Here is a 14263-nt window from a genome sequence, read left to right as displayed (position 1 = left end):
AAAAGGTCATCACTGTAAAGTGATGACCTTTTTTTGTGTCTGTTTCAAGATTGACTATAAATTATAGTATCACTTGTATGCTGAGAGGACTGTGCTTTTAAGAATGGTAATAATAACAAACCAATAGCGGCAGAAGCAGCGGTAATCACAGTGAAAAATCCTGTCCATTGATATTCAGTCATAATCAGAGCGAGGGGATAACCTGATAGCGCAGCGCCCATATAAGCAAATAATCCGACAAAGCCAGTTGCGGCTCCTACCGCATTTTTATGAGAGCACTCGGCGGCGGCCATGCCAATTAACATTTGCGGCCCAAAAATAAAGAAACCTATGGTAAAAAAGCAAGCCGCTTGCAGAACAAACCCTCCTACGGGTATTAACCAAAGTGCCGATATGGCCAAAAAAATGCCGATGGAAAATATTAAATTAACAGGCCCTCGGTTGCCACCAAATATTTTATCGGAACTCCAGCCAGCTACTAATGAGCCCATCAAACCACCGACTTCAAATAGTGATAGTGCGCTATTGGCTGTGATTAAACTGTAATTATACTGCTCTGTTAAGTATAAGTTCCCCCAATCATTAATTGCTGTCCGCACGATATAAACTAGCGTGTAGCTAAATGCCAGTAGCCAAATATACTTGTTGGTTAATACGTATTTTTTCAGGATTTCATTGTGATTTAACTTTAAGTCTTCACCTTCGTGAGCCAATTCTAAACTATCTTTTCGCCAATGCCCTATAGTTGGTAGCCCCTGTGTTGTTGGTTTATCACGTAATCGCCAACATAAAAATAAACCAACGAATATTGCAATTATGCCTGGAATTATAAATCCGTAGCGCCAGCTATAATGAAGTGTGATGTATCCTATTAGCAATGGAATTAATGCACCCCCGACGTTATGCGCAGTATTCCATAGTGCCCACCAAAATCCGCGTTCAGACCGAGAATACCAAGTGGTCAATAGCTTGGAACAAGCTGGCCAACCCCAACCTTGAAAAATGGCATTTAAAATCCATAATATGCTTAACATTAAAAGACTGCTGGAAAATCCAAATAAGATATTAATAATACCGCTTATAATCAGCCCTACGCCCATAAAAAAACGAGGATTTGATCGATCTGAAATAATGCCAGAAAAAAACTTGGAACATCCATAAGTAATATAAAATAAAGAGCCCATCATGCCAATGTCGGCTTTATCTAGCCCGAGGTCTGCAATCATGGCTGGCATGACATAGCTAAAGTTTTTACGCGTAAAGTAAAATACAGCGTAGCCTATGTACATGGTAAACATGATATGAAAACGCCAATATTTATAAGCTTCATCTATTTCTTTCGGGTCATCTACAGTTTTGGCATGCTGCTCTGATTTTAAGAAGTTGATCATTCACTCAGACCTTAAAATTATGGATTAATACAGTATTACATTTGTCTATTTATACAATGTGGTTGTATTTATAGCATGGGTAAAATCACCTGTAGCTCTGTACCGACTGCATTACTTCCGGATTGAGTGATCAGTGTAAATTTACCACCGAGTACTTGGACTCGTTCTCGAATACCAAGTAAACCTAAACCGTCGAGTGTATCTTCATGTTTAAAACCAATCCCATTATCTTTAACGGTTAGATACGCTTTTTTTTGAAATGAAACTGTAATGGTGACCTCTGATGCCTGCGCATATTTCATCATATTATTAAGTGCTTCTTGGCAGATACGATAGAGTGTCACATTGGTTGCATCACTTGTTTCTGCGTCTCTCTCTATCGGTTCATTCCATATTATGGTGGTGCTGATCCCATTTCTTTCGCACTCAAGTTCACGTACCAAGTGCTGGATAGCGCCTTGAAGACCCAGCTCATCTAAGACTTTAGGGCGTAACTGAGTGAGTAAACCTTTTGTTGTATCGTAGATATTAAGGGACAACTCCTCGATGGTAGATGCACAACGATGGCCTACTGGGCTTTTTTCAACGCGTTGAAGAATGCTTGCTTGAGTTCGAATCGCGGTAATATTTTGACCTATCTCATCATGTAATTCGCGAGCGATATTTCGTCGGACGGATTCTTCAGCTTTAACAAAATGACGAGACAGATTGTGATTTCTATTTAGTTCATGCTGTAGTTTTTGATTTAATTCCCGTTGATGTTGAATACCAATACCCAGTAAAATACCGGTTAAACTTTGTGCTGAAAGCGAGAGCAGTAAGTCCGTTATTTCCATATGGCTGACGCCGTTTCGTGCAGCAATTAACGCGATGCTATTTAGTACTGTACCTAATAAAGCACCTTTCCAGCCATAACGAAAGGCTAATAATATAATGGGGATTGCCAAGCAGAATGGGGCGAAACGTCGCAGTTCTTCAGGTAGAACGAGTTGTATGACAATATTAAGAATGAACAAGAGGGTACAAAATATAATATGGCGACTGCGCAATTCAACTGGTTTAGCAATGAGGTTAATTGTTAAAGGGGTCCATACACTTTGAAATAAATAGCTCCATACCAAGTAGCAGCTTGGTACGAGTATTAAACCGCCTGTTATGCTAACTAGAAAAATCATACCGAAAGAGTCTAATCGGTCGCCTAACATCAAGGTATTGATGATTGCGGTTGCAACAATGACAATACCAATGACACAAAGCCGACGTAATTGCGAACCATAATAATGTTGCTGTGCAAACCAGATCATTGGGATACTGGCAAAACTGGTAATAATGACAATTATCCATTGTGATTGATCCAGTAGGATGGATAATGAAGCCATAAGGCATAATTCAGCCCCATAAATCGTAGGCCAGAAACGTTTTTTTGTATGTAATGCAATACCGAGCCGAAAAGCAAAGGGAAATAATATAATTGCAAGCTCTGGTTCGGCAAGAAAAGAAAAAGAAAATATCCAGAGGCAAAACCAACTGCATGAAAATATTAGCCAACCACACAACGATGTTAACCAATAATTAGTCATTAAAATAATTCACGTTCAAAGTGTTTTGCTAATTCAACGTTATTTTTTACATGCAGTTTGTCCATTGCATTAGCACGATGAACATGGACAGTTTTATGACTTAATCCAAGGCGAGCTGCTACCGTTTTGACATTTAAGCCTAATGCTAACATTTCACTGATTTGAAGCTCTCTTTTAGTCAATTGCATTGTTGGTTTCTGAACATGCGCCGATGAGACTAGCTTGAGCGTGATCTCTGGCGTTAAGTAGCAACCTCCCTTTGCAACGGTGCGCACCGCTTGAACCAGTTCATCAGGACTGCAACGTTTACTTAAATATCCTCGGGCTCCTGCTTCTAATGATTTTTCAACAATTGAAGCAGAGTCATGCACACTTAGCATAATGCAATAAAGACTTTTAGGGAGGTCAGCTAATAAAGATAAACCGTTCTCATCGGGCATCGATATATCGATAATACAGACATCTGTTTGTAAGCCGGGCAGACCATTACGCGCTTGTGATGCAGAAGAAAATTCTCCTACCACTTTTATGTCAGTTTCTAGTGATAAAAGTTGGGCAAATCCAGAGCGAACAATTATATGATCATCGACTAATGAAACTTTAATCATCTGAAAGTCCTATATATTATAAGAAATAATAAATTACATTTATTAAAAAGTTTAATCAAGGATGATAAAGATAAGTTGTGTTTTAAATCGTGTTAATTAAAATTATTTTCACAAGTTAATCTCTATTATGGGTATAAATGGCAGTTAAATGCACTGGTTGGTTAATCTTTATATAGTTCGGTTAACAAAGCGTAAGGAATTGGTTTATGTTGTTATGAAAAGAAATGCCATGCACTTAAAGTGAACAGCATTATACTTATAGAACAATATTTATGGCTTAGAGAGTCATGGCTAATTTTGATTTTTTATGTGCTCGTTTTGCATGACGAATTTTCTTTTCTTCAGCAATCGCGACGAAAAACAGTAGCCCAATACAGATCATAGCTGATGCATTCAGTGCTGCAAAGGTTCCCGCCCAACCGGTCAAACCAAAAATTGGGGTACCATCGGCAATCATACCTAAACCTAGTTTGGCAAAACTGTCACCGATAAGGTAGGCAAAAGTACCTTTAACCCCATCTGCGACACTGATGGCTTTCTTTGGCACGAAGCCAACAGCAGCGACACCAATTAAGAGTTGAGGGCCGAATACTAAGAATCCTAACGTAAATAATGAACCAAGGAACATATATTCAGAGGTCGCATATTGGTAGAATTCAAGGGTGACAATGATGAATCCCAATGCAATGCATGCAATCAGTGCACGTCGACCGTTCGCAAGATCAGAAAGATAACCCCACATTAGTGTACCGACAAGCGCTCCAACTTCAAACAACGTGAAGCCACTGATAGCAGTCTCTTTTGAAAAGCCAAGTACTTGGTACGCGTAAACTGTAGACCACTGGTCAATACCGATTCGGACAACGTATAAAAAAATATTTGCGAAACAAAGCAGCCAAATTACTTTATTTTTCAATATATATTTTACAAAAATATCTCGTTTACTGAGTTGTTGTTCGTCTACGTCAAGGTCTTCTTGGCTGATTTCTTCATCAAAAAGTTCTTCAACAGAACCAAGACCATAAGCTTCAGGTGAGTCGTTACCGACACGTAGACCAATAAAACCAAGCACGATTGCGATTAGTGCAGGGAAGATGAACATGCCGATAACATGGCCGCCAAAGAAATAATTAGAACCGAATAAAGCAACACCTGCTGCGGCTGCACCACCAACATTGTGTGACATATTCCATAAACCGAGGTATGTTCCTCGTTTATTACGCGGAGTCCATTTTGTAATGGTCGAGTAACTTGAAGGGCCCCCAGTACTTTGGAAGAAACCACTCAAACCGTAAAAAGCCATCATTAGAAAGATATTGATGCCACCACCACCCATACTTAGACTGAAGCCTATCATCATCAGTCCAGATAGGATCAGCATAAAGGGTAAAAACTGCTTGGTATTTTTGCCATCGGCATAATAAGACACAACGGTTTTACCAATACCGTAACAAATTGAAAAACCTAAGCCAATTAAACCGAGATCCGTCATAGACAAACCATAATTTGAAATCATATCATTTTGGGCTATATTGTAATTCTTACGAATTAAGTACATTGCCATATAGCCAATAAAGACGACTAAGTATGATCGAAGAAATGGCTTAAACCACATTTTACGCCGTTCTTCTACGGGTATATCAAGTGTCGGTTTTCTAACTTGTTCTAATATTTTTAGCATATAGGATCCTTACTAGGTTCATCTACAGTGCGGGTTAGTCAATGCTGCATATTAAGCAGGATTTAATAAAATAAACGGCACTGAAATTGGTATAAATATTTTGTTCAACGAATATGAGAGATACTAACTTGTAGGTATGACGTTGGCTTGAGACGTTGGCTTAACTGAATTAGGAAAAATTCCTACTTTGTCTGCCGTTGTGTTGAAAACGTGAATTTCGTCACTATTACTATCAATGGAAGATTGCTGGGGGTGTTGTTTAAGGTGTGCGGGATTTCTTTATTAAGAAGAAATCCTGCTATTTATGAGCGTTAGTGAAGGGATCTATTATGAAGTATATGCTCTAGCTAGACGGCCTAATGTTGTGATCTTATATTCTTTTACATAAGCAGGGATAAATATTGACTCTCCTTTATTGAAGGTGAGCACCTCGCCTGAGTCGTGGAATATCGATACCGGTGCATCTATGGCAAACAAGATTTCGGCACTGTTGACCGTTATTGTATGTGCTTGTTGTTGCGTATAAATTGAGAAGCTAAAATCAGCTACTGGAACCGGATAGTGTGTAATATTGTTTGCCTTTTTAGGCTTAAGCCGTAACTCGTCATACTTCAATGGTGTGAATGTCATATTGGCCACTAACTCTTGAATATCAATATGTTTTTCTGTGAGTCCTGCGCGGAGGACATTATCTGAACTTGCCATGATCTCTAATGCGGTACCATATACATAAGCATGGGGGGTGCCACTACGTAAGAACATCGCTTCGCCAGGTTGTAAAATGACAGTATGTAAAAATAAGGGGGAAAAAAGACCTAGATCTCCAGGATATTGTTGCGCCAGCTCAGTAATTAATTGATGTCGATCTGTATCTTGTTGTTGAGCGTAATTCAATAATACGGTAACAGCTTCTTTTTTTTCAGCTTCACTAAGCATGAATAGGATTGTAAAAAATGAGGCTAGCGCGGAGTCAGTTAAAGCCGTTTTAAAATCAGCAAGTGCAGAGGCTAAACTTGAAATTTTTAATGCCTCAAAATCATGGGTAATAGACGTTAAATCTCTAAATCCATTCATCACTTTATACGGTGTTAATGCAAAGACTAGCTCTGGTTTATGATTGACATCATGATAGGTTCTATTATAAGCATCCTGTAAAATACCTAATTTATTTTCATTTAAAAACCCCATTTCAGCTTGCTGTTTATTTGGATGAACCTGTACGGATAATGCTTTTTCCGCCGCAAGTACTTTAAATAGGTAAGGCATATTACTTGAATGTTGGTGACGGCCAAGTATCGCAGCGGGTGCTGACGCAATAAAATCTGAAAGTAAAATTTCGTGTGAGTGATGGGTTATTTTAGAACAGCCATTTGGATGATCGCCCATCCACATTTCTGCTTGAGGTATTTTTTCAGGATTAGAAATAGTAAACAGATCCTGCATTGAGTCGAGACTTCCCCATGCATAATTTTTAATAGTATTATTCATCGGAAAAAAATTAGATTGAGTAACTTCGATCATGATAGAGGCCTTAATTTTCGTTTCTGTAGACCTATATGTTAATCATATCGTGCTGACTTCACTTCAGACAGAGTCTTAAGTTGATTGGGAAAAATTCTTAGTTTTTGGTAAATACGCACGATAGCCTCTTTGCTATCGTGCGTAAAAGTGATGATTAAAATTGAAGAATACTAACAAATATAGAGATAATGATACCCCCCATCATTGGAACTGCCGTTCGTTTCGCTAGATCAAATGGCGAAACATCTGCCACGCCTGCAATAGCAACCATATTTGGGGTGATAGGAGAGATATTCCGACTCATGCCCGCTACAAATTGCATCGGTAGTAACATCATTACTGGTGCGATCCCCATTTTCCCAGCTATATCAGGCACTAGATTTGCGAATGATAAAAATGCTGCATTTCCGGAACCCATTAAGATCGCAGAAACCATAATGATCAATACCATCACAATGGTCATCATAATGGGGCTTAAGCCTACACTTCTCATTAATGGATATAGAGTGACCATTAAAAGCACACCTAAACCAGATGCACTTGTAATAAAAATAGAGAGAAACTCACCAACTAAAAAACATATCGCCATGAACAGGTACGGCATATGTTTGATGTGCATTAACGGACGAGTCAAAACACGAACGAGTGATTTTGAAGCACCTATTTCGTGCATATAAAATGCACAACCAGCAATGGCCATGATTTTTAAACCAAGCCCTGCACTTTGATTTGAGAAAGTGATCTTAATAAACTGGAATACATCCAACCACTCTACAATAATGGTAGTTAGTTACATTTCATTATAAAAAAACATAGCCACGTTACCACTTTGTGAGTATATTTATGTGTGCGTTTTATCACATATGAAATGCTATTTTTATTTTTAAATAAGTCACACTGGACGATAAGGCTAAATGATTGGTATGAATGCGGAATAAAGTGTGGTTCAACTATAACAGAGGATATATATATGAATATCATGCTTTTTAGCAATGGTAAACTAGCAGGTAATACCCAAATCCTTGAGTACGGCTTCGACTGGATCAAAGAGGTTATCTCTAAGACAAAGGCGAAGAAATTAGTGTTTATTCCCTACGCTGTTATAAGGGAGGATCACAAGACTAGAACTCAGGCTGTGCAGCAAAGTTTTAGTCAATTTGGTTGTGAGGTAATAAATATAGAAGATCAAGATGATCCAGTTAAAGCCATAGAAGAAGCCGATGGTATATTGGTCAGCGGCGGAAATACCTGGGTTTTAAATAAAAAATTACACGATCTTGGTTTAATCGGACCCATTAGAAAGGCTGTCTTAAAGAAAGATAAATTATATATAGGATGGAGCGCAGGATCAAATATTGGGGCTCCAACGATAAGGACTACAAATGATCTGCCAATAGTGACGGCTGCAATCTTGCCATCATTAAATCTCGTACCATTTCAGATAAATCCTCATTATATAGAAGCTAGTTTAGAGGGACACATGGGAGAGACAAGAGATGAGCGGATTTTAGAATTTTTGGTGGTCAATCCTCATGAAATTGTAGTTGCCATACCTGAAGGCAGTGTATTGCAGATAGATGGCTCATCACTTAGCTATAAAACGACAAATAAAAATCCACTCAAATTATTTAAGAGTGGAAATGTACATCAATACATAACAGAAGATCAAGACATCGATTTTTTGATGGATCACTCGTACTAGAACATATAAAAGCCGACTAATGGTTCCCATTATCGGTAATCCTGCCATGGTTGTTCTTGCGTAGGTCAGGAACGCCTGAATATAATCGTTAGGCAAGAGGTTGAATACGGTTTTGGTCAAATTAAATGTTTATTTAGCCATGATTTGATTGATCTTCTAGATGATTAGTCGCTACAAATTGGCTTAAGATTAACGATAATGCAGCAATCGCTGCGCCTGCGTAAAATACCAACAATACAAAGGCAGCCGTGAAGGCTAATAATCCCGGTATTTCACGTATTGATTGCAGTGTGCCAATTTTAGCACCGGTAAATGCGGCATTCTCGATGGCAAAGTTATTTAACAGGGCATTCCAGCCGGAAAAGGTCATGGCCATGACTATTCCGGCAAGGGCGAGAAACACAAACGGACTTTCTTTAGAGGGCAATTTAGATCGTGTTTTAGAAAGTGCGTTCATTTTTATCGACTGCTAATTGATTGACGGAGAGTTAGATTAGCATTGTTAGTGGTTTAAATACTATTGCAATATCGAGTTAACCATTTGGTTTATATTAAGAATAATATTTTGTGTTGTAATAGCAGAGATATGATGGTGTGTATTGAGATAAAACACCAGACCGAGCAAGTAACCTCGTGTATCTGGTGCCCATCTGAATGTTGATATCCGCTTATTAGATTTATTTAGGGCGCGGATTATCGTGTAGGTGTATAGCGTTCGATTTCTTTTTTATTTTTCGCTAACCGCTTTTGTTATTATTTTCATTTTTTTACTGATTTCACGACGTTCTTTAGATAGTTCTGCACCGGTAATGATGTGGTCATCAACACGATCTTCATAATCAGATTTCATGTTAGCAATGATTTCAACAATCTCTTCTTGAGTCATTTCTGGAGAAAGATAATCAAGTAGGTTATCAAGTAGATCGACACGTTTTTGGTTATCGCGGATCTTCTTATCATTATCGTGAATTTCGCGTTTTAGCTTGTTTTTACGACGAGCACTTTTTACAGCATCAAAAACATTATTCATATATACACCTATTTTGTCTAAAAGTTGAGAGACGTTATTAAAATAAATCCTCTTTAATTTAGCAGGATAATGTCCTAAAAGCTCTGTGTTTTTGAGCTAATCAGAGTCAACTTTCAATTTTTTGCACTAAATCAAGAATGGTTATTTTATAAACCACGCAGTAAAAATGCGGCTTGTGTTATTATTATTTGATAACTCATTGAAGGAATTACCATGCAATATCAAGATCTAACTCAACAGTGGCCGGCATTCTCTAAAGCAATGTTAGCATTCACACATCAGCTTGGTTTAGTTAAGCAATCAAACGCAAACAATGAGGCAGTATGGTGTGACCATGTTGCATTGCGCGTTAATGATATTGCCACCGCAGAGTCATTACTGGCTGAATTTAAACAACGTGGGAAAGTCATTTCTGACAGTATTATTAACGGTCGTCCGATATATATAATAGTATTAGATGAGCCGTTAATATTAGGCGGCTGGCAGATTGATTGTGTCGAACTGCCGTTTCCTGGCAAACATTATCCACAGCAGGGGTGGGAACATGTTGAGTTAGTGCTGCCGGGTAATGCGGCTAGCATGGCTGAATTAGATCAGGCTCTACATGCGGTTAACCCTGATATTGATACTGTGTTAGCCAATGACAGCAGCATTAAAATTAAACGCTCTGCGCCACAAGCAGCAGGTGAAACATTAGCTAATCCGACGATTGCATTCAAACAAGGTGATATCTGCATCAAGGTACATAGCGCGGGTATTAAAGCTGTCGTTGCGAGTGAATCTGCGGCATAATAACTGCAATTGATAATCATTCGTAACAACTAAAGGTAGGCGTGGTTTTATAGACATTATGATAAAAACAACTTCTCAATCTCAGCAAGACGACTCACAAGACCATAAGCAAACATCAGCGCAAACGTCTCAACAAACCGCTGACCAACCCGCTCTGCAAACAAAGCAAGGCAATCTTATCAGCTGGGCGTTAATTCGTGAGCGGGTATTACGCCAAAAGAAACCATTAATCACCGCGCATATTATTGCTGTATTTGCCACCTTAGTCAGTGTGCCTATTCCGCTGATGATGCCTTTGTTGGTGGATGAAGTGTTGCTCGAAAAGCCGGGTGCTGCAGTGCAGGCAATGCAAAACATGTTCCCTGAATCATGTTGGGGACCGCAACTGTATATTTTGGCGATCCTTGGCTTCGTAGTGTTGTTACGTTTATCGAGTTTAGTTTTGTCGGTATGGCAAGCAAGACAATTTACCATCATAGGTAAGAACTTAAGCTTTTACATTCGTAATAAATTAATGCTGCATTTACCCTTGGTATCATTAACTGAATATGAAACGCAGGGCTCGGGCGGGATCAGTTCTCGCTGTATTACCGATGTTGAAACCATCGATAAGTTCTTAGCAGAAACCTTGTCAAAATTCCTGGTTAGTATGCTCACTATTATCGGTACGGCAGCGATCTTGTTATGGATTGATTGGCAGTTAGGTTTGATTATCTTATTGCTGAATCCGGCGGTTATCTATTTTTCTCGTTCGTTTGGTAAGCGGATTAAAAACTTAAAAACTCGTGAAAATGCCGCCTTTGAAGCATTTCAAGAAGCCTTGATTGATACTTTAGATGCGATCCAACAGTTACGTACCGCGCAACGTGAAAAGCAATACTTCAGTCGTGTGATCGAAGCCGCGAGTGAGTTACGTGATAGCGCGATCCAATCACAATGGAAAACCGATGCCGTTAACCGTTTAAGTTTCACTATCTTTTTAATTGGTTTTGAAGTGTTCCGTGCCATTGCCATGTTGATGGTGGTATTTGCGGATCTCACTATCGGTCAGATCTTCGCAGTATTTGGTTACCTGTGGTTTATGATGGGACCGGTACAAGAATTATTAAGTATTCAATATACCTACTTCGCAGCCTCGGCGGCATTGAAAAGATTAAACGGTGTGTTCGAATTAACCCAAGAGCCACAACATCCGTGTTTGGTTGATCCGTTTGCAGATCAAGAAGGCGTTGCGGTTGAATTCAAAGATGTGTGTTTTGCTTATAATAGCGAAAACAAAGTCATTCGTAATGTCAACTTAGTGATCCCGAAAGGTAAAAAAGTCGCGATTGTTGCGGTAAGTGGCGGTGGTAAATCGACCTTGGTGCAATTGTTATTGGGTTTATATGAGAAACAGCAAGGCGAGATCTTAATTAACGATGTGCCGCTAAACCAGATTGGTTATGATAAAGTACGTGAAAATATTGCCACGGTCTTACAGCAACCTATTTTGTTTAATACTTCGATCCGTGAAAATTTATCTATGGGTAATAGCTTTACCGATGATGAATTATGGCAAGCGCTGCAAGTAGCCGAAATGGCAGAAACAATTAAACAACTGGGCCATGGACTAGACACCTTAGTCGGACGTAATGGTGTGCGTCTTTCTGGTGGTCAACGCCAGCGTTTAGCCATTGCGAGAATGGTATTAAGTAAACCACAAATGGTGGTATTTGATGAAGCCACATCGGCGTTAGATACCGAAACCGAAAGTCGGTTACACCATAATCTGAGTGAATTTTTAGAAGACAGAACGACATTAATTATTGCCCATAGACTCAGTGCAATCAAACAAGCTGACTTGATCTATGTGCTCGACGATGGTGAAATTAGCCAGTCAGGACAACATCATGAATTATTACAGGTTGAAGGGCTTTATCAAACATTGTACGGGCGCTTACAATCTACTCATTAACCGTGAGGATAACAAAACTATGAATAAAGAGATAAAGAACACTGATATGAAGAACATAGGTAAAAGCACTATTTCGGTGACGAAAACAGACGCCGAGTGGCAAGCCGAGTTAACCGATGAAGAGTTTCACGTGTGCCGTAAAAAAGGCACAGAGCATCCTTATACGGGGTCGCTATTAAACAATGAGACAGTGGGCGTATATCACTGTAAATGCTGTGGTCATGAATTATTTACCAGCGACAGCAAGTTTAATTCCGGTTGCGGTTGGCCGAGCTTTGATAAAGAGATCAAATCAGGCGCGGTGGTGTATACCGAAGATAACAGTTTAGCCATGCAACGTATTGAAGTGACGTGCAGTAATTGTGACTCGCATTTAGGCCATGTGTTCCCGGATGGACCAACAGAGACGGGTCAACGTTTTTGTATCAACTCGATATCGATGGGCTTTAGCCAAGGACAAAAGAGATAATTCGTGAGCATCATTAATAAACCAGACTCTAGTCATAATAAACTAGCAGGTATCGATTCACTTAAGTGTGATAATCACTATGCGACGTTACCCGCGCATTTTTATAACAAGCAAATGCCTGATGGGATCAGCGACCCGAAAATGGTCAGCCTAAACCCGCAAGTATTAGCCTTGTTAGGTTTAGACGATGCTGTCGCTGATAGCGATGCGTTATTACAACTATGCTCAGGTAACTATCTGCCAAGCGGTTTTGAACCTCTAGCAATGAAGTATACCGGTCATCAGTTTGGTCACTACAACCCAGATCTCGGTGACGGTCGTGGTTTGTTGTTAGCACAAGTTAAAGGCAATGATGCTAGTGGTGATCGTAGCAAGAACACGACCTGGGATCTGCATTTAAAAGGTGCAGGCAAAACGCCTTATAGCCGTCAAGGTGATGGTCGCGCGGTATTACGTTCAAGCATTCGTGAGTATTTATGCAGTGCGGCAATGCAAGGCTTAGGTATTCCAACAACACAAGCATTAAGTGTGGTTGTTGGTAGCGATGCGGTGATGCGTGAACAGGTTGAACAAGCGGCTATGGTGGTACGTGTTGCTGAATCGCATGTGCGTTTTGGTCACTTCGAACACTTTTATTATACCCAGCAGTTAGACGATTTAAAGCGGATGCTGGATTATACCCTGACCAAACATTTCCCCGATGCCTTAACCGCAGAAGTACCTTATTTGGCGTTTTATAAGCAAGTGATGATCACTACCGCGGAGTTAATGGCACATTGGCAAGCGGTTGGTTTTGTTCACGGGGTAATGAATACCGATAACATGTCGATCTTAGGGCAAACCTTTGATTATGGCCCGTTTGCATTTCAGGATAACTTCGATCCGGCTTATGTTTGTAACCACACCGATTATTCGGGTCGTTATGCCTTTAATCAGCAGCCGCAAGTGGGTTACTGGAACGTAATGGCGTTAGGTCGTGCGTTGACGCCGTTCATGGATGTCGAACCGTTAAATGCAGTGCTGCAAACTTATGATGATATCTTCTTAGCTAAATTGCGTGAGTTGATGCGTGGTAAACTCGGTTTACAGCAAGTGCACGATACGGATGGTGAATTGATTAAAAACTTGCTGGAAATATTGGCAGGTAGCGCGGTGGACTATACCTATTTCTTCCGTTCATTAAGTGATTTTGATAGCGCAGAGGATGCTGATAATAGTCCGATACGCGATCAGTTTATCGACCGTGAGGCATTTGATGCCTGGGCGGTTAAATATCAGCAACGTTTGGTCTTAGAATCGAGCGTAGATGAGGTACGTAAAGTACATATGAATCAAGTTAACCCTAAGTATATTTTACGCAATTACTTAGCGCAGCAAGCTATTACGCAAGCAACAGACTATGACTATAGCCTGGTGAATGAGTTACTTGAAGTATTAACCAATCCATTTGCCGAACACCCTGAGTTTGAAAAGCTCGCTGCATTACCGCCAGAGTGGGGACGCAAGATGGTACTGAGCTGTTCGTCATAGCTATC

Annotated in this window: 12 protein-coding genes and 1 pseudogene; 5 read left to right on the top strand and 8 right to left on the bottom strand. The window is 39.8% G+C overall.

Annotated elements, in window-relative coordinates:
• Positions 1–44: 44 nt before the first annotated feature.
• The 6 genes from HRT96_RS04730 to HRT96_RS04705 all read right to left on the bottom strand — a co-directional run bounded on the left by HRT96_RS04730 (position 45) and on the right by HRT96_RS04705 (position 7547).
• A complete protein-coding gene (locus HRT96_RS04730) occupies positions 45–1391 on the bottom strand; it encodes an MFS transporter (RefSeq protein WP_293152949.1) in 1347 nt (448 codons plus the stop codon).
• A 68-nt stretch (positions 1392–1459) separates the two neighbouring features.
• Complete coding sequence (gene uhpB / locus HRT96_RS04725) at positions 1460–2971, bottom strand: signal transduction histidine-protein kinase/phosphatase UhpB (RefSeq protein WP_293152947.1); 1512 nt, start codon at positions 2969–2971, stop codon at positions 1460–1462.
• Complete coding sequence (gene uhpA, locus HRT96_RS04720) at positions 2971–3579, bottom strand: transcriptional regulator UhpA (protein WP_293152944.1); 609 nt, start codon at positions 3577–3579, stop codon at positions 2971–2973. The genes uhpB and uhpA overlap by 1 nt, the downstream gene beginning before the upstream one ends.
• A gap of 277 nt (positions 3580–3856) precedes the next feature.
• The gene (gene uhpT / locus HRT96_RS04715) at positions 3857–5260 is read right to left on the bottom strand and encodes a hexose-6-phosphate:phosphate antiporter (protein ID WP_293152941.1); all 1404 of its coding nucleotides are present in this window, start codon (positions 5258–5260) and stop codon (positions 3857–3859) included.
• Positions 5261–5587: 327 nt separating this feature from the next.
• Positions 5588–6781, bottom strand: a complete 1194-nt coding sequence (manA, locus tag HRT96_RS04710) for a mannose-6-phosphate isomerase, class I (protein ID WP_293152938.1) — start codon at positions 6779–6781, stop codon at positions 5588–5590.
• 154 nt (positions 6782–6935) lie between these two features.
• Entirely contained in the window at positions 6936–7547 is a 612-nt protein-coding gene (locus HRT96_RS04705) for a hypothetical protein (protein ID WP_293152935.1), read from the bottom strand.
• Between the two features lie 204 nt (positions 7548–7751).
• Here HRT96_RS04705 and pepE point away from each other — a divergent pair, with 204 nt between their 5' ends.
• Positions 7752–8483, top strand: a complete 732-nt coding sequence (pepE, locus tag HRT96_RS04700; protein WP_293152932.1) for a dipeptidase PepE — start codon at positions 7752–7754, stop codon at positions 8481–8483.
• 226 nt (positions 8484–8709) lie between these two features.
• Here pepE and HRT96_RS04695 read toward each other — a convergent pair.
• Together HRT96_RS04695 and HRT96_RS04690 are read right to left on the bottom strand one after the other, a co-directional pair.
• Positions 8710–8940 (bottom strand): annotated as a pseudogene (locus tag HRT96_RS04695) (MFS transporter); the annotation flags it as partial.
• Positions 8941–9210: 270 nt separating this feature from the next.
• A complete protein-coding gene (locus HRT96_RS04690; RefSeq protein WP_293138499.1) occupies positions 9211–9513 on the bottom strand; it encodes a DUF496 family protein in 303 nt (100 codons plus the stop codon).
• Positions 9514–9726: 213 nt separating this feature from the next.
• Here HRT96_RS04690 and HRT96_RS04685 point away from each other — a divergent pair, with 213 nt between their 5' ends.
• Genes HRT96_RS04685 through HRT96_RS04670 form a run of 4 tightly spaced genes read left to right on the top strand, consistent with a single transcriptional unit; the run spans position 9727 to position 14258 of the window.
• On the top strand, positions 9727–10305 hold the full coding sequence (locus HRT96_RS04685; RefSeq protein ID WP_293152929.1) for a VOC family protein: 579 nt from the start codon (positions 9727–9729) through the stop codon (positions 10303–10305).
• A gap of 58 nt (positions 10306–10363) precedes the next feature.
• Positions 10364–12259 carry an ABC transporter ATP-binding protein gene (locus HRT96_RS04680; RefSeq protein ID WP_293152926.1) on the top strand — a complete coding sequence of 632 codons (1896 nt, stop codon included), beginning with the start codon at positions 10364–10366 and terminating at the stop codon, positions 12257–12259.
• 19 nt (positions 12260–12278) lie between these two features.
• Positions 12279–12728, top strand: a complete 450-nt coding sequence (gene msrB / locus HRT96_RS04675) for a peptide-methionine (R)-S-oxide reductase MsrB (RefSeq protein WP_293152923.1) — start codon at positions 12279–12281, stop codon at positions 12726–12728.
• Positions 12729–12731: 3 nt separating this feature from the next.
• On the top strand, positions 12732–14258 hold the full coding sequence (locus tag HRT96_RS04670) for a YdiU family protein (RefSeq protein WP_293152920.1): 1527 nt from the start codon (positions 12732–12734) through the stop codon (positions 14256–14258).
• The last annotated feature ends 5 nt before the right edge of the window (positions 14259–14263 follow it).

This window comes from Moritella sp. (genome assembly GCF_013215705.1).
Taxonomy (GTDB): domain Bacteria; phylum Pseudomonadota; class Gammaproteobacteria; order Enterobacterales; family Moritellaceae; genus Moritella.
This window is presented reverse-complemented; position numbering and strand designations above follow the sequence as displayed.

Excerpts from the sequence above, each read along its gene's own strand:
- msrB (WP_293152923.1), top strand. The coding sequence starts at position 12,279 with ATGAATAAAGAGATAAAGAACACTGATATGAAGAACATAGGTAAAAGC.
- HRT96_RS04685 (WP_293152929.1), top strand. The coding sequence starts at position 9,727 with ATGCAATATCAAGATCTAACTCAACAGTGGCCGGCATTCTCTAAAGCA.
- uhpB (WP_293152947.1), bottom strand. The coding sequence starts at position 2,971 with ATGACTAATTATTGGTTAACATCGTTGTGTGGTTGGCTAATATTTTCA.
- HRT96_RS04680 (WP_293152926.1), top strand. The coding sequence starts at position 10,364 with ATGATAAAAACAACTTCTCAATCTCAGCAAGACGACTCACAAGACCAT.
- uhpA (WP_293152944.1), bottom strand. The coding sequence starts at position 3,579 with ATGATTAAAGTTTCATTAGTCGATGATCATATAATTGTTCGCTCTGGA.
- pepE (WP_293152932.1), top strand. The coding sequence starts at position 7,752 with ATGAATATCATGCTTTTTAGCAATGGTAAACTAGCAGGTAATACCCAA.
- uhpT (WP_293152941.1), bottom strand. The coding sequence starts at position 5,260 with ATGCTAAAAATATTAGAACAAGTTAGAAAACCGACACTTGATATACCC.
- HRT96_RS04690 (WP_293138499.1), bottom strand. The coding sequence starts at position 9,513 with ATGAATAATGTTTTTGATGCTGTAAAAAGTGCTCGTCGTAAAAACAAG.
- HRT96_RS04730 (WP_293152949.1), bottom strand. The coding sequence starts at position 1,391 with ATGATCAACTTCTTAAAATCAGAGCAGCATGCCAAAACTGTAGATGAC.
- manA (WP_293152938.1), bottom strand. The coding sequence starts at position 6,781 with ATGATCGAAGTTACTCAATCTAATTTTTTTCCGATGAATAATACTATT.